Here is a 19,813-nt window from a genome sequence, read left to right on the forward strand (position 1 = left end):
AAACGCCTCAGGCGTTCTTGAAATCAGGCGCCCGCTTGTTCAGGAAGGCGTCCATGCCTTCCTTCTGGTCCACCGTGGCGAACAGCGCGTGGAACAGCCGGCGCTCGAACATCACGCCGTCGCTCAAGCCGCTTTCGAAGGCGCGGTTGACCGATTCCTTGGCCGCCATCACCGAGATCTGCGAGAAGCCGCAGATCACCAGCGCCGCGCCCAGCGCCTCGTCGGCGAGTTTTTCGTAGGGCACCACGCGGCTCACGAGGCCGGCGCGCTCGGCTTCGGCGGCGTCCATCATGCGGGCGGTGAGTACCATGTCCATCGCCTTGCTCTTGCCCACCGCGCGCGGCAGGCGCTGCGTGCCGCCGGCGCCGGGGATCACGCCGATCTTGATTTCGGGCTGGCCGAACTTGGCGGTGTCGGCCGCGATGATGAAGTCGCACATCATCGCCAGCTCGCAGCCGCCACCGAGCGCAAAGCCGGCAACCGCGCCGATCACGGGCTTGCGGATCGTGCGGATGGTCTCCCAGTTGCGGGTGATGTAGTCGCCCTTGTAGGTGTCGATGAAGCTGTACTTGGCCATCGCCGCGATGTCGGCGCCAGCCGCGAACGCGCGCTCGCTGCCGGTGAGGATGATGCAGCCGATGGCGTCGTCGGCGTCGAAGGCCTTGAGCGCCTGGCCCAGCTCGGTCATGAGCGCGTCGTTGAGCGCGTTCAGGGCCTTGGGGCGGTTGAGGGTGATGATGCCGACCTTGCCTGCTTCGGTCCGCACTTCGATGTTTTCGTAGCTCATGGTGTCTCCGGGAGAGGTGGGAAAAATTCGTTCGGGCCACTATACCGAGCAAGGCTTCTGGCCTGCTGACACCTGAATCCTTCCAATTGAGAATCGCTCTCATCTAGAATGGCCGCATGGAGTTCCCGATGCAAGAACATGCCGTGTTGCTGCGGGCGTATGCCCGGGTGCAGGAACGCTGCTCGCGCCTGCTGGCCGAACAGGCTGCGCTGGTCGAGCGGCTCGAGGCGCAGATCGTGCGCCTGCGCGGCGCGCTGGTGGCGCGCGATTCGGCGATCGCGATGGTGCGTGAAGAGCTCGCGGTGCGAGCGGCCGTGGGTGGCGCGCTGCCCAAGCGCCTGCACGCGCTGCTGTCGCCAGCCGGCCGGCGCCACGAGATGCCGCCCACGCCCGAAGCGCCCGGCGATCTGCGCGAAAAGGCTGTGCTGTGCGTCGGCCGTGAAGAAGAGGCGCCGTCGCTCGCACGGCAACTGGTCGAAATCGCCGGCGGGCGCTACCTGCATCACGACGGCGGCGACGATGCCGACGACCCCGCGCTCGAAGCCGGCCTGCGCGCCGCCGATCTTGTGATCTGCCAGACGGGCTGCGTGAGCCACGGTGCCTACTGGCGCGTGCAGGACCATTGCCGGCGTACCGGCAAGCCCTGCGTGCTGGTGGGCGAGCCGCAGCCGATGCTGTTCGTTCGGCAGCAACCCGCGGCGACCGAAAAAGTCGATTAGCCGGCCAGCCAGCCGGTGACTTTGGCGGCGTCGTGCGTAAAGAGGCGCCAGGTCGTCACGCCTGTCGGCAACGTGAGCGGCAGCCGGAGCAGCTTGCGGTCGCGCGCGACGATGGCAGTGAACTTCGTTGCATCGCCCAGGTACAGCGCGAGGTCGTCGAGCTTGGCGATGCGCCAGGCCTGTGACGATTTTTTCTTGCCGACGGCGGGCAGCTCGATGCCGATCCACTCGTCGTTGGCGGAGAACCCGGCCTTTTCAGCCGCACCGCCGCGCAGCACCACCTTCACCTGCACGCTGCCGTTGGCTTCGGCCACGCGCAGGCCGAGCACCTGCGCCTGCTGCGACGGGTCCTCGAGCGTCGCCACGCCATGCGCGCGGAGCAGTTGCGAGAGCGGCAGCTCCTCGGTCGAATGCACCCAGCGTGCGAGTTCCTGGGCATACGAGCGGCCGCTCACGGCTTCGAGTGCGGCCGCGATGTCCGCTTCGCTGATCGGCCCGCCACTGCTGTGCGTCCACAGGTGGCGCATCACGTCGTCGAGCGAGCCCTTGCCCTCGTGGCGCAGCGTGAGGTCGAAGCACAGCGCCACCAGCGCGCCCTTGGTGTAGTAGCTCACCGTGCTGTTGGGCGTCTGCTCGTCCTGGCGGTAGTACTTGACCCAGGCGTCGAAGCTCGCGTCGGCCACCGGCTGCACGAGCCGGCCCGGCGTCTGCTGCACCTGGTTGATGGTCTTGTTGAGGAGGCGCAGGTAGGCCGCGTCGTCGATGCGGCCCGCACGGCGCAGCAGCAGGTCGTCGTAGTAGCTGGTGAAGCCCTCGAAGAACCACAGCAACTGCGTGTAGTTCTCGCGGCTGTAGTCGTAGTGGGCGAACTCCGCCGGCCGCATCCGCTTGACGTTCCAGGTGTGGAAGTACTCGTGGCTGATGAGGCCCATCAGCGTGGTGTAGCCCTCGGGCTGCTTCTTCTTTTCACCGCGCTGCGGCAGGTCGCGGCGGTTGCAGATGAGCGCCGTGGAATGGCGGTGCTCCAGCCCGCCGTAGCCGTCGTCCACCGCGTTCAGCATGAAGACATAGCGGTCGATCGGCAGCTTCGGTCCGCCGCGCTTGCCGGCCTTGTCGCCGTGCCAGAAACGCATCTCGGCTTCGCAGATGGCCTTGGTGTCGGCAATGAGCCGGTCGCCGTCGAACGAGGCGGCGGCGCCTGCGATCACGAAGCGGTGCGGCACGCCGCAGGCGTCGAATTCGGCGCTCCAGAAGGCGCCCATTTCGACCGGACTGTCGGCCAGCTCGTCGTAGCCGCTCGCCTGGTAGCTGCCGAAGCCCTGCTTGTCGACCTTCGAAGGCACGAGCGCGGTGGCGCATGCCCAGGCGGTGCCGTCGGCCGTCGATGACGGGGCGACGATGTCGAGCGCATGCGGCGCATCGGTCTGCCCTTCGACGCGCAGGCACAGGCTGGTGCCGTTGAAGAAACCGCGTTCGGCGTCGAGCCAGGCAGTGCGCACCGAGTTGTCGTACGCGCAGACCTGGTAGTGCAGCACCAGCGGCTGACCCGGCGCGCAATCGACCAGCCAGCTGCATTTGTCGACCTGCGTCAGCGTGGGTTTGCGGCGTCCCTGCGTGGCGCGCAGGCCCTGCAGGTTCTTGGCGAATTCGCGTACGAGGTAACTGCCCGGAATCCACACCGGCAGCGTCACCCGCTGCAGCGCGGCGGGCGCGTCGATGGTCAACGTGACCGAGAAGAGATGCGCATGCAGGTCCGCGCATTCGATGCGGTAGCGCACGCCCGCAGCGGGCGCGGACGCGGCGCGCCGCGTAACGGCTTTCGTCGCCATCAGCTGGCGGAAGCGGCGAGTTGCTTCTCGACCTGCTCTGCGGGAATGGCGCCCGGCGTGCGCGTGCCGTTGCTGAAGATCAGCGTGGGCGTGCCGGTGATGTTGTACTTGCGGCCGAACTCGACGTTGCGCTGCAGCGCGGTCACGTCGCAGCTGCTCGCCGCCGTGGCGGGCTTGGCGTTGCCTTCCATCCAGTCGCTCCAGGCCTTGCCCTTGTCCTTGCTGCACCAGATGTCGCGCGACTTGGCGCTCGAATCGGCGCCGAGCACCGGGTAGAGGAACAGGTAGACGGTGACGTTGTCGATCGTCTTCATGTCCTTCTCGAAGCGCTTGCAGTAGCCGCAGTTCGGATCTTCGAACACCGCCAGCTTGCGCTTGCCGTTGCCGCGCACGATCTTGATCGAGTCCTTCAGCGGCAGCTTGTCGAAGGCGACTTCGCTGAGCTTCTCGACGCGCTCCTCTGTGAGGTTGCGGCGCGTCTTCACGTCGATCAGGTTGCCCTGGATCAGGTAGCTGCCCTGCTCGTCGGTGTAGAAGATCTGCGAGCCGTTCACGCGCACTTCGTAGAGCCCGTTGACCGGCGATTTCGTCACTTCGTCGATCGCCGGGAACTGCGGAATGTGCGTGGGGAGGTTCTTGCGAATCTCGGCTTCGCCGGCGGCGGCGGTCATGACCGCGCCCAGCGTGCAGGCGGCGAGAAGAAGGGTGCGAGCGAGGGTCATCGAGAAGTCCGTGCTATTCATTCGGGTATGGGGTGTCATGCCTTCAAGCCCATGGCTTGTGCGGTGATCCAGTGCTTGACGAGGCGCGTGCGGTCGAATCCGCGCATGCCCCAGTTGCGCAACGCAGGCAGTGGGCCCAGGTTGTGCGAGAAAAGTTGCTGCAGGCCGTCCGTCGCCAGGCTCATCTGCAGCACGTCGGCGCGGCGGGCACGTTCGTAGCGGCGCAGGAGGCGTGCATCGCCCACGCTGCGCCAGTAGTCGCGCGTCTTGATCACTTCGGCCAGTGCTGCTGCATCGGCCAGGCCGAGGTTCAAGCCCTGGCCCGCGAGCGGATGCACCGTGTGGGCGGCATCGCCCGCGAGTGCCCACGACCGGTTCGGCTGCCCGGGCATCGCGCCGGTCCAGCGGTCGGCGATGGCGCGCGCGAGCGGCCAGGCCGCGCGTTCGCTCGCGAGCTTGAGCGCACCGAGCGCGCCTTGGCTGGCTTCGGTCACCGCGGCGTTGAATTCGTCGTCGCCCTGTGCGAGCAGTGCCGGTGCGCGCAGCTGGTCGACCGACCACACCAGCGCGACCGTCTTGCCGTGCGTGCCGCCCAGCGGCAGCAGCGCGAGCACCTCGCCCTTGTCGTTGAACCACTGGCGCGCGATGCCGTCGTGCGACTGCTCGGCTTCGAGGCGCGCGGCGACCGCGTGCTGCGGATAGCGCGTGAATTCGTAGCTCACGCCGAGCGCTTCGCGCGTGGCGCTGGCCTTGCCTTCGCACACCACCGTGAGCGGTGCGGGCACGGGCACGGGCTCGGTCACGACTTCGATCTGCGGTTGGAAGCGCACCGCATCGGCCAGTTGCTGCTCGAGCGCCGGTACATCGACGATCCAGGCCAGCGCATCGACCTTCTGGCGTGCCGCGCTGAACTGCACGCGGCCGCCTTCGTCGCCATGCACCAGCATCTCGCGCACCGGTGTGGCATGGGCCGCATCAGGCCAGGCGCGCAGCGATTCGAGAAGAGTGCGGGAGGCGGTGTTGAGCGCGTAGGCGCGGATGTCCTGTTTGCCCTGCGCAGTTGGTGGCACCACGAGCGCCACGCGCACGCGCTCGCGAGCGAGCAGCAGGGCCAGCGTACGGCCGACGATGCCGGCGCCGCGAATGCAAACTTCTGGGGGGAGGGCCATCTGACAATTGTAGGAGTTGCCCGTTCGCCGGCGCCCTGCGCCTGCCCCCGGTGGGCGAGGGGCTTCCCGACGGCGCGGATGCGGGACAATCGCGGTCGCTTTCCAAGGATCCAAGGAACCCCACCGTGTCGCAGCCCGTTTTCGACCTCGAAGCCACCATCTCGCGCCTGTTCGTCTACCCCGTCAAGTCATGTGCCGGTGTCGAGCTGAATGAAATGCTGCTGACCGAAACCGGCCTGGAGTTCGACCGGGCCTGGATGGTGGTCGATGCCAACGGCGAATTCGTCACCCAGCGCCAGATCCCGCGCATGGCGCTCATCAAGCCGCAGATGAAGCACATGGAAGTGGTGCTGCGCGCCCCCGGCATGCTGGCCCTGCACCTGGCCTTCGACCGGGTCGAGAAGCCGGTGCGCGTGCGCGTGTGGAAAGACGAAGTGGCTGCCTACGACATGGGCGACATCGCCGCCCAGTGGTTCAGCGATTTCCTCTCCGAGCCCGGCAAGCCGCAGACCTTGCGGCTGGTGCGCTTCGACCCCGAGCAGAAACGCCTGTCGAGCCTCAAGTGGACCGACGGTGTCGAGGCGCTGAACCAGTTTGCCGACGGCTATCCGCTGCTGGTGGCGAGCGAGGGTTCGCTGGCCGAACTCAACGGACGGCTCGCGGCGGCGGGGCACGAAGCGGTCGGCATCGAGCGCTTCCGGCCCAACATCGTGCTGGCCGGCATCGAGTCGCATGACGAAGACCGCGTCGATGCGCTGCACGTCACCACGGGCGAAGGCGAAGCCGAACTGAAGCCGGTCAAGCCCTGCACGCGCTGCCCGATTCCCGACATCGACCCGGCCACCGCCGTCAGCAGCCCTGAGGTCGGCAACGTGCTGCGCACCTACCGCGCGGATGCGCGCGTCGATGGGGGCATCACCTTCGGCATGAACTGCATCGTGGTGCAGGGCGTCGAATACATGCTCAAGGTCGGGCAGACCGTGGGCGCGAACTACCGGTTCGAATGACTCAGAACGTCACGCCGGCGCACAGCACGATGTTGGCGTAGGGCGTGCATTCGCCGGTGCGGATGACGGCTCTGGCCCGTGCGCTCAGGCGTTTGAGTTCCTCGTGCGAGATCGTCTCCGGCACCACGGCCAATTGGCCCTCGCACCATGCGGGCAGCGTGCCGGCGGGCAGTTGCTCCACCGCCTCGCGCGCCAGCAGCGCGCGCTCCACCTGCATCTCCGACAGCACGGCCTTGAGCACGTCTGCAACGCGCGGAATGCCGGGCGTGAGCGCGAGGTCGATGCGCTTCGGGCCATCGGGAATCGGCAGGCCCGCATCGCCGATGACCACCATGTCGCCATGCCCCAGCGCGGCAATCACTTGCGAGAGTTCGGCGTGCAACAGGGGAGAGCGTTTCACAGCGTGATCCAGTCGGGAGGCAGGGGACTCTGCAGCACGGCGTCGCGCTGCGGAATGGAGGGTTGGGCGCCGGACTGCTGGATGCAGAGCGCCGCAGCGCGGATGCCCAGGCGCACGGCTTCGTCGAACGATTGGCCTTCGCCCAGCGCCACGGCCAGCGCACCGAGAAAAGTGTCGCCGGCGGCGGTGGTGTCGACCGCCTGCACCTTCGGCGCGGGATGGTGACGCGCACCATCGGCGTCGACGGCCACCGCGCCGCGCGAACCGAGCGTGACGACCACGCGCGCGATGCCCTTGGCGCGCAGCGCCTTGCCGGCCAGCGCGGCTTCCTGAGGACTGTCGGCGGACTGGCCGCACAGCGTCTGCGCTTCGATCTCGTTGACCACCAGCGTGTCGATGCGCGGCCAGAGCGGCTCGGCAATCGCCTGCACCGGCGACGGGTTGAGCAGCACCTTGCAGCCCGCTTCATGCGCCACCGAGATCGCGCGCGCGATCTGGTCCATCGGCGTCTCGAACTGCATCACGAGAAAGGCCGCGCCCTGTACTTGCTGGCGCAGCGCCGCTTCGTCGATTTCGACCTTCGCGTTGGCGCCGGGAATCATCACGATGCGGTTCTGCCCGCTGTCTTCCACCAGGATCAGCGCCGTTCCTGTGGGCTCGGCATCGACCGTGCGCAGCGCGGCAGTGTCGATGCCGTCGCGCTCCAGCGATTCGCGCAGCGCGCGGCCGTGGGCGTCGTTGCCCACGCAGCCGATCATGCGCACCTGTCCGCCTTCGCGCGCGCAGCTCACCGCCTGGTTGGCGCCCTTGCCGCCGGGAATGTTGGCGATCGAATGGCCGATCAGGGTTTCGCCCGCGGCCGGTGCATGGGGGACGCGCAGCACCAGGTCCATGTTGAGGCTGCCGAGCACCACGATGCGTGGTGCCGACGAATCGGGGCTGCGGGAAGAAGGCTTCGAACTCACGGGGTGCGGGACTTTCGGTTTTCCGTTGAAGGCGCCGCGCCGGAGGCGGGCGTCGAAGAAGAAGGCGCGGGCGCGGTGGCTTCCTTGAAGCTCGCATGGCGCGCGGTCGAGGCGCGCACCCGCAACTCGGGCTGCAGCACCACCTTGCGCGCATCGCGCCGCTTGCCGCCCACGCGCTCCAGCAGCATGTCGACCGCCAGCGCGCCGATGCGCTCCTTGGGCTGTGCCACGGTGGTGAGTGGCGGGCTGGTGTAGGCCGAGAGTTCGATGTCGTCGAAGCCGACGATCGAGAGCTCGTCGGGCACGTGCACGCCGCTTTCGTGCGCGGCGCGCAATGCGCCGATGGCCATCAGGTCGTTGCAGACGAACACGGCCGAAGGCGGATGTTCGGTGCGCAGGATGGCGTGCATCGCCTCGTAGCCGCTCTGGCTGGTGAACGCGCCGCGCCACAGCAGCGCATCGGCGTTCGGTGTGGTTCCGGCCTCGGCCAGCGCCATGCGCCAGCCTTCGATGCGCTGCTCGCTGGGCGTGAGGCCCACCGGTCCGCCGATGCAGGCGATGCGCTTGTGGCCGAGCGACAAGAGGTGCCGCACCGCGAGCAGGCCGCCCTGCATGTGTGCGGTTTCCACCAGGTCGCAGCTCGGGTCGGCGATCTCGCGGTCGACCAGCACCGTGGGGATGCGCAGGCCTTGCAGTTGCGTGACCAGCGAATCGTCGTCGCCCGTCGACACCACGATCAGCCCGTCGATGCGGCGCTCGGCCAGCACCTGCAGGTACACGCTTTGGCGACGGGGCTCGTCGTCGGTGTTGCACAGCACCAGCGTGTAGCCGGCGCCGAAGCACCGGTCTTCCACGATGCGCACGATCTCGGCGAAGTAGGGGTTGGAGCTGTTCGGAATCAGCATCCCGAGCGTCGAGGTGGTGTTGCTCTTCAGGCTGCGTGCCATCGCGTTGGGCACGTAGCCCAGTTCGCGGATGGCGAGCTCGACCCGCTCGCGGCCCTTGGCGCTCACATGGCGCGTGTCGTTGACCACGTGCGAGACGGTGGTGACGGAGACTCCCGCGCGCAGCGCGACGTCCTTGATGGTGGCCATGGTTTTTCCTCGTTCCTCGTGAGGCGTCAGGCCAGGCGGCGATCCGCGCGGCGTTGGCGCAAGGTGTCGATGATCACCGCAACCACGATCACGGCGCCCGTGATGATCCGTTTGCTCGGCTCGCTCGCGCCCACCTGCGCGAGCCCGGCCTCGAGCACCGCGATGATCAGCACGCCGAAGAAGGTGTTGACCACCGAGCCGCGCCCGCCCATGAGGCTGGTGCCGCCGATGACCACGGCCGCGATCACCTGCAGCTCGATGCCGACACCCGCATTCGGGTCGGCCGCTTCGAGGCGCGCCGACTGCATCAGGCCCGCAAGCCCTGCGAGAAGACCGGTGACGGCGAACACGATGATGCGGATCGGCCGTGGATCGACGCCCGCGAGGCGCATCGCCTCTTCGTTCGTGCCGATGCCCACCACATGCCGGCCGAACACCGTGCGCGTGAGCACCATCTGCCCGACGATCACCAGCACCACCGCGAGCACGAAAGCAGCGGAGATACCGCCGATCCACGGCGCGGCCAGGCCCGAGATCGCATCGCCGACGTACTGCGTGCGCGAATCGGTGACCAGGTACGCGCCGCCGCGCACCGCTTCGAGCATGCCCAGCGAGACGATGAAGCTCGGCAGTCGCCAGGCGACCGACACCGCGCCCGTCACCGTGCCGCAGATCAGGCCGGTGGCCAGGCCGAGCACTGCGGCCAGCGGCACGGAGAGCTTCCATTCGAGGATGGCCGCAGCCGTCACGGCCGCGCTAAGCGCGAGCACCGAGCCGACAGACAGGTCGATGCCCGCGATGATCAGCACGAAGGTCATGCCCACCGCCATCACGGCGAGCGCGGGGATTTCGTTGGCGATCGAGATGAAGGTGTCGCGCGTGAGGAAGTATTCGCTCATCGAGCCGAAGAGCGCGACCATGCCCACCAGTACGACCGTGAGGCCGAGGTAGGTGCCCAGCTGGCCTTTCAGTGCAGAGGTGCGCGGGTTGGAATTCGAGGCGGCTGCGTTCATGGTGTCTCGGCGGTGGCCGGTTGGGCCGGGTTCGAATCGGGGAGGGCGGAGGGAGATGCCGGCGTGGCGGCGGGGCGTCCGGTGGCGTCGCTGAAGGCGGCGGCGAGCAGCGATTGTTCGCTCCACTCGCCGCGCTCGAACACCGCGACCAGCCGGCCCGCGCTCATCACGCCGATGCGGTCGCACATGGCCATCAGCTCGCGCAGGTCGCTCGAGACCATCAGCAGGGCCTTGCCGGCGTCGGTCATGCGGTCGAGTTCGGCGTACAGGTCGGCGCGCGCACCGACGTCGACGCCGCGCGTCGGTTCGTCCAGCAGCAGCACCTTGCATTCGCGGTGCAGCCAGCGTGCGAACACCACCTTCTGCTGATTGCCGCCGCTCAATGTGGCGACGGGTTGTTCGATGCTGCGCGAGCGGATGCGCAACAGTTCCACCAGTTGCCGCGCGATGTTGCGCTCCTTGGCGCGCTGGAGCCAGCCGGCGTGCGAGATCGCGCCCAGGTCGCTCAGCGTCGCGTTGACGCGGATCGATTGCGTGAGCAGCAAGCCCTGTGACTTGCGGTCTTCGGTGACGAGGCCGATGCCGGCGCGAATCGCCTGCATCGGCGAGCGCCAGCCCTTGCGCACGCGTTGCACCGGTTCTGCACCGGTCTTCGCGTCGTAGAGAGAAATTTCGCCGCGGTCCGCGCGGTCGGCGCCGAACAGCAGGCGAACCAGCTCGGTCCGGCCCGAGCCGACCAGGCCGGCGAGGCCCATGATTTCTCCGGCGCGCAGGTCGAGGTCGACATCGCGCACCATCTGCGCCCGGCCGAGGCCGCGCGCGCTCAGCAGCACCGGCCCCGCGACGCGGCGCTCGCGCCCTTCGTGCTCGTGCACCGCGCGGCCGACCATGCGCTGCACCAGCTCGGACTCGCGCACGCCGGCCATGGCGCGAACGTCCACCAGCCTGCCGTCGCGCAGCACCGCCACGCGGTCGGCAATGCGCTGCAGTTCTTCGAGGCGGTGCGACACGTAGACGATCGCCACGCCGCGCGCCTTCAGCAGTTCGATCTGCTCGAAGAGGTGCGAGGTCTCGCGCGGCGTGAGCATCGCGGTGGGCTCGTCGAGCACCAGCACGCGCGTGTCGTCCTGCAGGTTGCGCGCGATCTCCACCATCTGCTGCTGGCCGATGCCCAGTCGCGCGACGGGCGTGGCCGGGTCGATGTTCTCCATGCCGATCTTGGCGAGCTGGCGCGAAGCCAGTTCGTACAGCTTCGCCTTGCGGATCCAGCCGGTCTTGTTGGGCAGGCGGTCGAGCAGCAGGTTCTCGGCCACCGACAGCGTGGTGACCAGCCCCAGCTCCTGCATCACCATGCGCACGCCCAGGCGCTCGGCATCGCGGCGCGAGCCGGGCTGGAAGGGCTTGCCGTCCAGCAGCATCTGGCCGCGCGTGGGCTGCACCAGGCCGCAGACGATCTTGGACAGCGTGCTCTTGCCGGCGCCGTTCTCGCCCGTGAGGGCGAGCACTTCGCCGGCGTTCAGGACGATCGAGACGTCGTCCAGCACCGGCGCCGCATAGTCCTTGCCGAGCGCGCTCAGCGAGAGCACAGGCGTACTGCGATCGTTTTCAGCCATCGATGGCAACCTCACTTATTCCAGAAACACCGAGGAACCGGCTTTGCCGGGCCTCAGGTGTTGCCCCCGGTAGGGGGTTGGCGAAGCGACACGAAGTGCGCGAAGACTGGGGGCGAGCAACATTTACTTGGAGTCTTTGGTGACGAGCACCACGTCGGTCTTCACTTCGGCGGGCATCTCCGACTGCTTCTTCTTGTCGGCGATGGCCTTCAGAGCGGTCTCGATGCCGAACACGGCCTGCTTGGCTGCGAACTGGTCGGCGGTGGCGAGCACGCGGCCGTCCTTGAGCATCGGCTTGATGGCGCCGATGTTGTCGTAGCCCACCACCAGCACCTTGCCGGTCTTGCCCGCGGCCTTCACCGCTGCCACGGCGCCCAGCGCCATGCTGTCGTTGCCGGCGAGCAGCGCCTTGAGGTCGGGGTGCTCGCGCATCATGCCGGCGGCCACCGTGTTGCCCTTGTCGATTTCCCACTGGCCCGACTGCATGCCCACCACCGTCACGTTGGCGGCCTTCATGGCGTCCTGGTAGCCGAGGGTGCGCTGCTGCGCATTGAAGGTGGTCGAGACGCCTTCGATGATGCCGACCTTGTCGCCCGCCTTCAGCTCCTTGGCCAGCGCATCGCCCACCAGCTTGGCGCCGGCGCGGTTGTCGGGGCCGACGAACGGCACCTGGATGCCCTTTTCCTTCAGCGCGGCGGCATCGAGCTGGTTGTCGATGTTGACGACCAGGATGCCCTTGTCGATCGCGGCCTTGATCACCGGGACCAGCGCCTTCGAATCGGCCGGTGCGATGACCAGCGCATTGATCTTCTGCGCCACCATCTGCTCGACCATCTTGATCTGGGCGGAGGTGTCGGTCTCGTCCTTGATGCCGTTGGCCACCAGCGTGTACTTGGCGGCGTTGGCCTTGTTGTGTGCCTTGGCGCCGTCTTCCATGGTGCGGAAGAACTCGTTGGCCAGCGACTTCATGACCAGCGCGACCTTGGGCTTGTCCTGTGCGAAGGCGGGCGTGGCGGCGATGGCGCCCAGCAGCGTGAGCGCGGCGGCGCTTTGCAGGGTGCGGCGGGTGAACTTCATGGTGTGTCTCCTGGGGTGGTTGAGCGGTACGCCGGTCTGTGCCGGGGGTGTCGATATTAACCAACGAAAACGTTTGCGCAAACGTTTGCTAATCCGGTTTAACCCTGAGATTTCGGGTGATGGAGGAAGTGGCCGATGACCTGTGGCGCGGGCATGAAACCATGGTCGCCTAAAATCGCGGGTTACCCAAGAGGACCTCCCATGAGTTTGCAATGCGGCATCGTCGGCCTGCCCAACGTCGGTAAATCCACCCTTTTCAATGCGTTGACCAAGGCCGGCATCGCAGCGGAGAACTATCCGTTCTGCACCATCGAGCCCAACGTGGGCGTGGTGGAAGTGCCCGATCCGCGCCTGGCCCAGCTGAGCGAGATCGTGAATCCCGAGCGCGTGGTGCCCGCCATCGTCGAATTCGTCGACATCGCCGGCCTCGTGGCCGGCGCCAGCACCGGCGAAGGCCTGGGCAACAAGTTCCTCGCGCACATCCGCGAGACGGATGCCACCGTGAACGTGGTGCGCTGCTTCGACGACGAGAACGTGATCCACGTGGCCGGTAAGGTCGACCCGATCTCCGACATCGAAGTGATCCAGACCGAGCTTTGCCTGGCCGACTTGGCCACGGTCGAGAAGGCGCTGCACCGCCACACCAAGGTCGCGCGCTCGGGCGACAAGGAAGCGCAAAAGCTCGTCGGCCTGCTCGAACGCTGCCAAGCCTCGCTGAATGAAAACATCCCGGTGCGCGCGCTCGAGTTCACGAAGGAAGAGCAACCGCTGGTCAAGAGCTTCACGCTCATCACCGCCAAGCCCGCGATGTTCGTGGGCAACGTGGCCGAAGACGGCTTCGAGAACAACCCCTACCTCGACCGCCTGCGCGAATACGCGGCCAAGCAGGGCGCGCCCGTGGTCGCCATCTGCGCCAAGATCGAAGCCGACCTGGCCGAGATGGACGACGAGGACAAGAAGATGTTCCTCGCCGAAATCGGCCAGGACGAGCCGGGCCTGAACCGCCTGATCCGCGCGGCCTTCAAGCTCCTCGGCCTGCAGACCTACTTCACCGCCGGCGTGAAGGAAGTGCGCGCCTGGACCATCCACATCGGCGACACCGGCCCGCAGGCGGCCGGCGTGATTCACGGCGATTTCGAGAAGGGCTACATCCGCGCCCAGACCATCGCGTTCGACGACTACATCGCCTTCAAGGGCGAACAAGGCGCGAAGGACGCGGGGAAGATGCGGTCGGAAGGCAAGGAGTACGTCGTGAAGGATGGCGACGTGATGAACTTCCTGTTCAGTTCCTGAGCGTGCAAGTCCCGTTTCGATGAGCCATCCCAAGATCGTTGTCATCGCGGGACCGAACGGTGCGGGCAAAACCACTTTCGCCCGTGCCTTCCTGCCGGAAGAAGCGCAATGTCCGCGGTTCATCAATGCTGATCTGATTGCGGCTGGCCTTTCTCCTTTTGCGCCGGAAGACCAAGCCATCAAGGCAGGACGCCTGATGCTGGAAGAGATGGCAGGTTGCGTCGGCCGCAGAGAGAGCTTTGCATTCGAGACGACGCTGTCGGGGCTGGGCTATCTGCGTCATATCCGCGCGTGGCGTGCGTCGGGCTATCACGTCAGCCTTTTCTTTCTGGCGCTACCGACCGCAGAATTGGCCATTGCGCGGGTGGCCGAACGCGTCAGGCAAGGCGGCCATCACATTCCAGAGGACGTGATTCGCCGCCGCTTCCGGGCAGGGCGACAGAATTTCGATGGACGCTATCGCACTGCGGTAGATGCCTGGGCCCTGTACGACAGCGCTGGCGATGCGCCAGCTCTCATTGAGTGGAAGGAAGCACAATGACCCGTGACCAACTCAGCCAAGCGAAAGACAAGGACTTGCCCGCGTCCCTGATTGCGATACAGCGCGCCGCGCGGGCGGCACGCGAGGCCGCGGTGCGCACAAACACTGCCATCGTTGTGCAGCGCGACCAGAAGCTGGTTCGCATCACGGCGGAGGAGCTCCGCAAGGCGGGGGTGAAGTAAGCCCCGTCTACTTCGCGGCTTGCTGCTTGCCCCACACCACCGTGTTGTCCACCGCATAAGCCGCACACACCACCTTGCGCTCCGCGCATCCCTTGAGATGCTCGGTCAGCGCCGCCGAGTTGGTGGCCGTGCCGAACTTGTTGTCGCTCGTGATCAGGAAAGCGCGCGGCCGCGCCTGCAGCAGAAACTGGCGGTACGCGACGCGTATCTGCGCGGGGTCGGTGCCGACGACCGGCAGGCCGGCTTCGTCGGCCAGGTCGGCATGGCCTGAAGGCGCGGGCTCGCCGTTGGCATTGAGCGCCACGCCGACGTTCTTCAGCAGCTCGCGCCACTTCGTCATCTCCGCGATCACGCGCTGCGGCAGTTCCATCACCCACTGCGCCGGATAGGCAAAGCCGAGGTTCGCACCGCCGGGCGCCACGCTGTCGGTGACGCCGACGAGCCGGCCCTCCTCATCGAACAGCCCGCCGCCGCTCGAACCCGAAGACACCGGCGCGGAGGTCTGGATGATCGGCAACTGGCCTTGCGACCGGGGCCGCAAGGCGGAGATCAGCCCTTCGCTCAATGTGAGTTCGAGTCCGTGCGGGCTGCCGATGGCGAACACGCGCTGGCCGACACGCAGGCCTTCGACCGGTGCGATCTGCACGGCTGGCAACTGCAGCGGCGTTTCCGTCATCAGCACGCACAGGTCGCGCGATGGGTCGGGGTCGCGCAGGATGCTCTTGATCTTGATGGTGGTCTGGCCCTGGGTCACGGTGGCCGACATGGCGCCGTTCACCACATGGCAGGCCGTGGCCAGTGCCGCGGGCGTGACCGCCACTGCGCTGCCGACGCTGGTCTTGTTGTTGCCTTGGTCGCCCTTGACGGTCCAGACCGCGGGCGATGCCTTGCGAAAGATTTCTTCGGGCTGCAGTGCCCACGTGTGCGAAGCCAGGGCGCCGAGCCAGAGGCCGGCTGCGAGGGGCTTCCAAGGCCAGGACTGCAGGGAGTTTTTCATCTGGACGAGTGTAGGAAGCGGCCCTCCGGCTCCCCGTAGGCGGGGGCGCTGTATCGGTGGGTGTCAAAGCCCCGTGGTCGCTGCCGTTGGTTAGACTGCGCGCGCCCCGATTTCTCCACAAGGCCCGCCGCCATGCTCACCGTTCACCACCTCAACAATTCGCGCTCGCAGCGCGTGCTCTGGCTGCTCGAAGAGCTCGAACTGCCGTACGAGATCGTTCACTACCAGCGCGATGCGCAAACCATGTTGGCGCCCGCTTCGCTCAAAGCCATTCACCCGCTTGGCAAGTCGCCGGTGGTGACGACCGACGACGGCCTCACGCTCGCGGAATCGGGCGCGATCATCGAGACGGTGATCGAGCGCTACGGCCACGGCCGCCTCGCGCCCGCGGCCGGCACGCCGGAGGCGTTGCGCTATCGCTACTGGATGCACTTCGCCGAAGGCACGGCGATGTCGCCGCTTCTGCTCAAGCTGATCTTCGACCGCATCGAGACGACAAAGATGCCCTTCTTCGCAAAGCCCATCGCCAAGGCCATTGCGGCCAAGACCAAGGGGGCTTTCATCAATCCGAACATCGCGAGCCACCTGAACTATATGGAGTCCGAACTCGGCAAGAGCGAGTGGTTCGCCGGCGATGAATTCAGCGGCGCCGACATCCAGATGAGTTTCGTGATCGAAGCCGCACAGGCGCGCGGCGGGCTCGATGCGAAGCGGCCGAAGCTGATGGCGTACCTGGAGCGCATTCATGCACGTCCTGCGTACAAGCGTGCGCTGGAACGCGGCGGCCCCTACGGCCTGCTGAGCTGAAGTTCCGTCACGACGGGAACACGTAGAGCAGCGCGACCGTCATCGTGACGTAGCGCAGGAGTTTCCCGATGGCCATGTAGCCCAGGCACGGCCAGAACGGCAGCTTGAGCCAGCCCGCAACTGCGCACAGCGGATCGCCCACCAGCGGCAACCAGCTCAGCAGGCACGCCTTCGGTCCCAGGCGTTCGAGCCACCCGAGCACGCGCACGTGATGTTTCGAGTGCGCGTATTTGTCGGCGACCTTGTGCGCGCCGTAGCCCATCCACCAGTCGACTGCGCCACCCAGCGTGTTGCCTACCGTCGCGACTGCGATGGCCGGCCAGAACATCTCGGGGTTGAGCCTGAGCAGGCCGAACAGGATGGGCTCGGAGCCCACCGGCAGCAGCGTGGCGGAAACGAAAGCGGCGACGAAGAGCGTCGAGAGGCCGTACTGCGGCAGCGCCAGCAGCGCCATGAGGGAGTCGAGCCAAGCTTGCATAAGGTCGGCGGAGTATAGGCAGCGCCCACATCGCAACCACGTCGGAGAAAGCCCCGCGAAACATTGGTGTTTACGCCTGTTCTGCAGGCGCAAATCGTTTCAGTCGCTGAAATCGCAGGTGGCTACAATCGTGCCTCATTTTTCAGCAGCCGAACGCGCACCGCCTCCTTCCCCATGACCTTGCAGATCGGCACCCACACGCTGGAAAACCGCCTGTTCGTCGCGCCCATGGCCGGCGTGACGGACCGGCCCTTCCGCATGCTGTGCCGCGAACTCGGCGCGGGTTATGCGGTCAGCGAGATGGTCACCTCGCGCAAGGAACTCTGGGGCACGCTCAAGACATCGCGCCGCGCCAACCACGACGGCGAGCCGGGCCCCATTGCGGTGCAGATCGCCGGCACCGATGCGGCCATGATGGCCGAGGCCACGGTCTACAACATCGAGCGCGGCGCGCAGATCATCGACATCAACATGGGCTGCCCGGCCAAGAAGGTCTGCAACAAGTGGGCGGGTTCGGCGCTGATGCGCGACGAGCCGCTGGCACTTGAAATCGTGCAGGCCGTGGTCGATGCGGCGCAACCCTACAACGTGCCGGTCACGCTCAAGATGCGCACCGGCTGGAGCGAAGACAACCGCAATGCAGTGAAGCTCGCGCGCGATTTCGAATCGGCCGGCGTGCAGATGCTCACCGTGCACGGCCGCACGCGTGAGCAGGGCTACAAGGGCCACGCCGAGTACGACACCATCGCGGCAGTGAAGGCCGCGGTGCGCGTGCCGGTGGTGGCCAACGGCGACATCACTTCGCCCGAGAAGGCGCGCGACGTGCTCGCGGCCACCGGCGCAGACGCGGTGATGATCGGCCGCGCGGCGCAGGGCCGGCCCTGGATCTTTCGCGAGATCTCGCACTTCCTGGATACCGGCACTTACCTTGCCTCGCCGCTGGTGGTTGAAGTCCGCCGCCTGCTGCTCGATCATCTGGTGGAGCACTACGCGCTCTACGGCGATTTCAGCGGCGTGCGCACCGCGCGCAAGCACATCGGCTGGTATGTGCGCGCGCTGCCCGACGGCGAAGCGTTCCGCGGCCGGATGAACACCATCGAGGACTGCGCGGAGCAACTGCGTGCGGTCGGCGACTATTTCGACGGGCTTGCGGACCGCATGGACCGCATGCCCGCACACCAGGCGGCCGAAGAACTGTCCGGTGAAGAGGAGACGGCCTGCGCCGTCGATTGAGAGAAGAAGAGAAGAAGCAATGAGCAAGAAACACATCGAAGACTGCGTGCGCACCAGTCTGGATAGCTACTTTCGCGACCTGCGCGGCACCGAGCCCGACGGCATGTACGAGATGCTCGTGCGCGTGGTCGAGAAGCCTTTGCTCGATGTCGTGATGACGCGCGCCGAGGGCAACCAGTCGAAGGCCGCGCAATGGCTGGGCCTCAACCGAAACACGCTCCGCAAGAAATTGGTCGAGCACAAACTTTTGAAATAACTTCACGGCATACCCATGGCTCAGACCGCACTCATCTCCGTTTCCGACAAGACCGGCATCCTCGAATTCGCCCAGGCGCTGCATGCGCTGGGCATCAAGCTGCTGTCCACCGGCGGCACCGCCAAGCTGCTCGCCGATGCGGGCCTGCCGGTGACCGAAGTCGCCGACCACACCGGCTTTCCCGAAATGCTCGACGGCCGCGTGAAGACGCTGCACCCCAAGATCCACGGCGGCCTGCTCGCGCGGCGTGACCTGCCCGCGCATGTGGCGGCGATCAAGGAACACGGCATCGACACCATCGACCTCCTGATCGTCAACCTCTATCCGTTCGAGTCGACCGTGGCCAAGCCCGGCTGCACGCTGGAAGACGCGATCGAGAACATCGACATCGGCGGCCCGGCCATGGTGCGCAGCGCGGCCAAGAACTGGAAGGACGTGGGTGTGCTCACCGATGCGGCGCAGTACCCCGTGGCGCTCGCCGAGCTCAAGGCAGCCGGCAAGCTCAGCGACAAGACCAAGTTCGCGTTCTCGGTGGCCGCGTTCAACCGCATTGCCGACTACGACGGCGCGATCAGCGACTACCTCTCGGCCATCGACTTCGACGCCAGCATCGGCCAGCCTGCGCCCACGCGCTCGCTGTTCCCTGCGCAAAGCAACGGCCGCTTCGTGAAGGTGCAGGACTTGCGCTACGGCGAGAACCCGCACCAGCAGGCTGCGTTCTACCGCGACCTCTATCCGGCGCCCGGCTCGCTCGTCTCGGCCAAGCAGCTGCAAGGCAAGGAGCTCAGCTACAACAACATCGCCGACGCCGATGCGGCATGGGAATGCGTCAAGAGCTTCGACGTGCCGGCCTGCGTGATCGTCAAGCACGCCAATCCCTGCGGCGTGGCCGTGGGCAAGGACGCGAACGAGGCCTACGCCAAGGCCTTCAAGACCGACCCGACCTCGGCCTTCGGCGGCATCATCGCCTTCAACCGGCCGGTCGACCTTGCCACTGCGCAAGCTGTCAACAAGCAGTTCGTCGAAGTGCTTATGGCACCGGGCTACACGCCCGAGGCGCTCGAGGTGTTCCAGGCCACCAAGGCCAAGCTCAACGTGCGCGTCCTCGAAATTGCGTTGCCGCCGGGCGGCGCCACCGATTGGGACAACGGCCGTAACCTGATGGACGTGAAGCGCGTCGGCTCGGGCCTGCTCATGCAGACCGCCGACAACCACGAGCTCGCCGCGAGCGACCTCAAGGTGGTCAGCAAGAAGCAGCCCACGCCGCAGCAACTGCAGGACCTGCTGTTCGCATGGAAGGTCGCGAAGTACGTGAAGAGCAACGCGATCGTGTTCTGTGCCGACGGCATGACGATGGGCGTCGGCGCGGGCCAGATGAGCCGCCTCGACTCGGCCCGCATCGCAAGCATCAAGGCCGAACACGCGGGCCTGTCGCTCAAGGACACGGCGGTGGCGAGCGATGCCTTCTTCCCGTTCCGCGACGGCCTCGATGTGGTGGTGGATGCGGGCGCGAGCTGCGTGATCCAGCCGGGCGGTTCGATGCGCGATCAGGAAGTGATCGATGCCGCTGATGAGCGCGGCGTGGTGATGGTCCTGTCAGGCGTGCGCCACTTCCGTCATTGACGGAAGCG

At 66.7% G+C, this 19,813-nt stretch carries 21 protein-coding genes; 9 read left to right on the forward strand and 12 right to left on the reverse strand.

What is annotated here, in order from left to right:
• Positions 1 to 7: 7 nt before the first annotated feature.
• Positions 8 to 787, reverse strand: coding sequence for an enoyl-CoA hydratase (locus ACSFA7_RS28810; RefSeq protein WP_435502518.1), 780 nt, complete (start codon positions 785 to 787; stop codon positions 8 to 10).
• 128 nt (positions 788 to 915) lie between these two features.
• Between ACSFA7_RS28810 and ACSFA7_RS28815 the strand changes: the two genes are divergently transcribed.
• The gene (locus ACSFA7_RS28815) at positions 916 to 1,506 is read left to right on the forward strand and encodes a DUF2325 domain-containing protein (RefSeq protein WP_435502519.1); all 591 of its coding nucleotides are present in this window, start codon (positions 916 to 918) and stop codon (positions 1,504 to 1,506) included.
• Here the strand turns inward: ACSFA7_RS28815 and ACSFA7_RS28820 are convergent.
• Genes ACSFA7_RS28820 through ACSFA7_RS28830 form a run of 3 tightly spaced genes read right to left on the reverse strand, consistent with a single transcriptional unit; the run spans position 1,503 to position 5,226 of the window.
• On the reverse strand, positions 1,503 to 3,335 hold the full coding sequence (locus tag ACSFA7_RS28820; protein WP_435502520.1) for a M61 family metallopeptidase: 1,833 nt from the start codon (positions 3,333 to 3,335) through the stop codon (positions 1,503 to 1,505). The two genes, ACSFA7_RS28815 and ACSFA7_RS28820, sit on opposite strands and share 4 nt — an antisense overlap.
• A complete protein-coding gene (locus ACSFA7_RS28825; RefSeq protein ID WP_435502521.1) occupies positions 3,335 to 4,057 on the reverse strand; it encodes a DsbC family protein in 723 nt (240 codons plus the stop codon). Before ACSFA7_RS28825 ends, ACSFA7_RS28820 begins: the two co-directional genes overlap by 1 nt.
• A 35-nt stretch (positions 4,058 to 4,092) precedes the next feature.
• Positions 4,093 to 5,226 (reverse strand): FAD-dependent monooxygenase, encoded by a 1,134-nt coding sequence (locus ACSFA7_RS28830; protein ID WP_435502522.1) that lies wholly within the window; start codon positions 5,224 to 5,226, stop codon positions 4,093 to 4,095.
• A gap of 125 nt (positions 5,227 to 5,351) precedes the next feature.
• Here ACSFA7_RS28830 and ACSFA7_RS28835 point away from each other — a divergent pair, with 125 nt between their 5' ends.
• Complete coding sequence (locus tag ACSFA7_RS28835; RefSeq protein ID WP_435502523.1) at positions 5,352 to 6,233, forward strand: MOSC domain-containing protein; 882 nt, start codon at positions 5,352 to 5,354, stop codon at positions 6,231 to 6,233.
• Between the two features lies 1 nt (position 6,234).
• On the opposite strand, the gene rbsD is transcribed toward ACSFA7_RS28835, so the two are convergent.
• From rbsD to ACSFA7_RS28865, 6 genes are all read right to left on the reverse strand, one after another.
• Complete coding sequence (gene rbsD, locus ACSFA7_RS28840) at positions 6,235 to 6,633, reverse strand: D-ribose pyranase (protein ID WP_206175610.1); 399 nt, start codon at positions 6,631 to 6,633, stop codon at positions 6,235 to 6,237.
• Entirely contained in the window at positions 6,630 to 7,598 is a 969-nt protein-coding gene (gene rbsK / locus ACSFA7_RS28845) for a ribokinase (RefSeq protein WP_435502524.1), read from the reverse strand. The genes rbsD and rbsK overlap by 4 nt, the downstream gene beginning before the upstream one ends.
• Positions 7,595 to 8,692: a LacI family DNA-binding transcriptional regulator gene (locus ACSFA7_RS28850; RefSeq protein ID WP_435502525.1), complete on the reverse strand. Its 1,098-nt coding sequence runs from the start codon at positions 8,690 to 8,692 to the stop codon at positions 7,595 to 7,597. Before ACSFA7_RS28850 ends, rbsK begins: the two co-directional genes overlap by 4 nt.
• Positions 8,693 to 8,718: 26 nt before the next feature.
• Complete coding sequence (locus ACSFA7_RS28855; RefSeq protein WP_435502526.1) at positions 8,719 to 9,705, reverse strand: ABC transporter permease; 987 nt, start codon at positions 9,703 to 9,705, stop codon at positions 8,719 to 8,721.
• Positions 9,702 to 11,318 carry a sugar ABC transporter ATP-binding protein gene (locus ACSFA7_RS28860; RefSeq protein WP_435502527.1) on the reverse strand — a complete coding sequence of 539 codons (1,617 nt, stop codon included), beginning with the start codon at positions 11,316 to 11,318 and terminating at the stop codon, positions 9,702 to 9,704. Before ACSFA7_RS28860 ends, ACSFA7_RS28855 begins: the two co-directional genes overlap by 4 nt.
• Before the next feature lie 123 nt (positions 11,319 to 11,441).
• Positions 11,442 to 12,395: a sugar ABC transporter substrate-binding protein gene (locus ACSFA7_RS28865; protein WP_435502528.1), complete on the reverse strand. Its 954-nt coding sequence runs from the start codon at positions 12,393 to 12,395 to the stop codon at positions 11,442 to 11,444.
• A gap of 201 nt (positions 12,396 to 12,596) precedes the next feature.
• On the opposite strand from ACSFA7_RS28865, the gene ychF reads away from it, so the two are divergent.
• From ychF to ACSFA7_RS28880, 3 genes are read left to right on the forward strand one after another with little or no spacing between them, the layout of a single operon-like run.
• On the forward strand, positions 12,597 to 13,688 hold the full coding sequence (ychF, locus tag ACSFA7_RS28870) for a redox-regulated ATPase YchF (protein WP_435502529.1): 1,092 nt from the start codon (positions 12,597 to 12,599) through the stop codon (positions 13,686 to 13,688).
• A 19-nt stretch (positions 13,689 to 13,707) separates the two neighbouring features.
• Positions 13,708 to 14,229, forward strand: coding sequence for an ATPase (locus ACSFA7_RS28875; protein WP_435502530.1), 522 nt, complete (start codon positions 13,708 to 13,710; stop codon positions 14,227 to 14,229).
• Complete coding sequence (locus tag ACSFA7_RS28880; protein WP_435502531.1) at positions 14,226 to 14,411, forward strand: hypothetical protein; 186 nt, start codon at positions 14,226 to 14,228, stop codon at positions 14,409 to 14,411. The genes ACSFA7_RS28875 and ACSFA7_RS28880 overlap by 4 nt, the downstream gene beginning before the upstream one ends.
• A gap of 7 nt (positions 14,412 to 14,418) precedes the next feature.
• Here ACSFA7_RS28880 and ACSFA7_RS28885 read toward each other — a convergent pair whose 3' ends face one another.
• Positions 14,419 to 15,408, reverse strand: a complete 990-nt coding sequence (locus tag ACSFA7_RS28885; protein WP_435502532.1) for a trypsin-like peptidase domain-containing protein — start codon at positions 15,406 to 15,408, stop codon at positions 14,419 to 14,421.
• A 132-nt stretch (positions 15,409 to 15,540) separates the two neighbouring features.
• Between ACSFA7_RS28885 and ACSFA7_RS28890 the strand changes: the two genes are divergently transcribed.
• Positions 15,541 to 16,215 (forward strand): glutathione S-transferase, encoded by a 675-nt coding sequence (locus ACSFA7_RS28890; protein ID WP_435502533.1) that lies wholly within the window; start codon positions 15,541 to 15,543, stop codon positions 16,213 to 16,215.
• Between the two features lie 7 nt (positions 16,216 to 16,222).
• Here ACSFA7_RS28890 and ACSFA7_RS28895 read toward each other — a convergent pair whose 3' ends face one another.
• Positions 16,223 to 16,693: a YqaA family protein gene (locus ACSFA7_RS28895; RefSeq protein ID WP_435502534.1), complete on the reverse strand. Its 471-nt coding sequence runs from the start codon at positions 16,691 to 16,693 to the stop codon at positions 16,223 to 16,225.
• Positions 16,694 to 16,867: 174 nt separating this feature from the next.
• On the opposite strand from ACSFA7_RS28895, the gene dusB reads away from it, so the two are divergent.
• Genes dusB through purH form a run of 3 tightly spaced genes read left to right on the forward strand, consistent with a single transcriptional unit; the run spans position 16,868 to position 19,805 of the window.
• Positions 16,868 to 17,926 (forward strand): tRNA dihydrouridine synthase DusB, encoded by a 1,059-nt coding sequence (gene dusB / locus ACSFA7_RS28900; RefSeq protein WP_206175600.1) that lies wholly within the window; start codon positions 16,868 to 16,870, stop codon positions 17,924 to 17,926.
• A gap of 19 nt (positions 17,927 to 17,945) precedes the next feature.
• Positions 17,946 to 18,182, forward strand: coding sequence for a Fis family transcriptional regulator (locus tag ACSFA7_RS28905; RefSeq protein ID WP_007838304.1), 237 nt, complete (start codon positions 17,946 to 17,948; stop codon positions 18,180 to 18,182).
• A gap of 15 nt (positions 18,183 to 18,197) precedes the next feature.
• Positions 18,198 to 19,805 carry a bifunctional phosphoribosylaminoimidazolecarboxamide formyltransferase/IMP cyclohydrolase gene (gene purH, locus ACSFA7_RS28910; protein ID WP_435502535.1) on the forward strand — a complete coding sequence of 536 codons (1,608 nt, stop codon included), beginning with the start codon at positions 18,198 to 18,200 and terminating at the stop codon, positions 19,803 to 19,805.
• Positions 19,806 to 19,813 lie beyond the last annotated feature (8 nt).

Origin of the sequence: Variovorax trehalosi, from assembly GCF_051216415.1 — a bacterium.
GTDB lineage: Bacteria > Pseudomonadota > Gammaproteobacteria > Burkholderiales > Burkholderiaceae_C > Variovorax.

Bases quoted from the DNA above. Each gene is read 5' to 3' on its own strand.
- ACSFA7_RS28810 (WP_435502518.1), bottom strand. From the start codon at position 787: ATGAGCTACGAAAACATCGAAGTGCGGACCGAAGCAGGCAAGGTCGGC.
- ACSFA7_RS28815 (WP_435502519.1), top strand. From the start codon at position 916: ATGCAAGAACATGCCGTGTTGCTGCGGGCGTATGCCCGGGTGCAGGAA.
- ACSFA7_RS28820 (WP_435502520.1), bottom strand. From the start codon at position 3,335: ATGGCGACGAAAGCCGTTACGCGGCGCGCCGCGTCCGCGCCCGCTGCG.
- ACSFA7_RS28825 (WP_435502521.1), bottom strand. From the start codon at position 4,057: ATGACCCTCGCTCGCACCCTTCTTCTCGCCGCCTGCACGCTGGGCGCG.
- ACSFA7_RS28830 (WP_435502522.1), bottom strand. From the start codon at position 5,226: ATGGCCCTCCCCCCAGAAGTTTGCATTCGCGGCGCCGGCATCGTCGGC.
- ACSFA7_RS28850 (WP_435502525.1), bottom strand. From the start codon at position 8,692: ATGGCCACCATCAAGGACGTCGCGCTGCGCGCGGGAGTCTCCGTCACC.
- ACSFA7_RS28855 (WP_435502526.1), bottom strand. From the start codon at position 9,705: ATGAACGCAGCCGCCTCGAATTCCAACCCGCGCACCTCTGCACTGAAA.
- ACSFA7_RS28860 (WP_435502527.1), bottom strand. From the start codon at position 11,318: ATGGCTGAAAACGATCGCAGTACGCCTGTGCTCTCGCTGAGCGCGCTC.
- ACSFA7_RS28865 (WP_435502528.1), bottom strand. From the start codon at position 12,395: ATGAAGTTCACCCGCCGCACCCTGCAAAGCGCCGCCGCGCTCACGCTG.
- ychF (WP_435502529.1), top strand. From the start codon at position 12,597: ATGAGTTTGCAATGCGGCATCGTCGGCCTGCCCAACGTCGGTAAATCC.
- ACSFA7_RS28875 (WP_435502530.1), top strand. From the start codon at position 13,708: ATGAGCCATCCCAAGATCGTTGTCATCGCGGGACCGAACGGTGCGGGC.
- ACSFA7_RS28880 (WP_435502531.1), top strand. From the start codon at position 14,226: ATGACCCGTGACCAACTCAGCCAAGCGAAAGACAAGGACTTGCCCGCG.
- ACSFA7_RS28885 (WP_435502532.1), bottom strand. From the start codon at position 15,408: ATGAAAAACTCCCTGCAGTCCTGGCCTTGGAAGCCCCTCGCAGCCGGC.
- ACSFA7_RS28890 (WP_435502533.1), top strand. From the start codon at position 15,541: ATGCTCACCGTTCACCACCTCAACAATTCGCGCTCGCAGCGCGTGCTC.
- ACSFA7_RS28895 (WP_435502534.1), bottom strand. From the start codon at position 16,693: ATGCAAGCTTGGCTCGACTCCCTCATGGCGCTGCTGGCGCTGCCGCAG.
- dusB (WP_206175600.1), top strand. From the start codon at position 16,868: ATGACCTTGCAGATCGGCACCCACACGCTGGAAAACCGCCTGTTCGTC.
- ACSFA7_RS28905 (WP_007838304.1), top strand. From the start codon at position 17,946: ATGAGCAAGAAACACATCGAAGACTGCGTGCGCACCAGTCTGGATAGC.
- purH (WP_435502535.1), top strand. From the start codon at position 18,198: ATGGCTCAGACCGCACTCATCTCCGTTTCCGACAAGACCGGCATCCTC.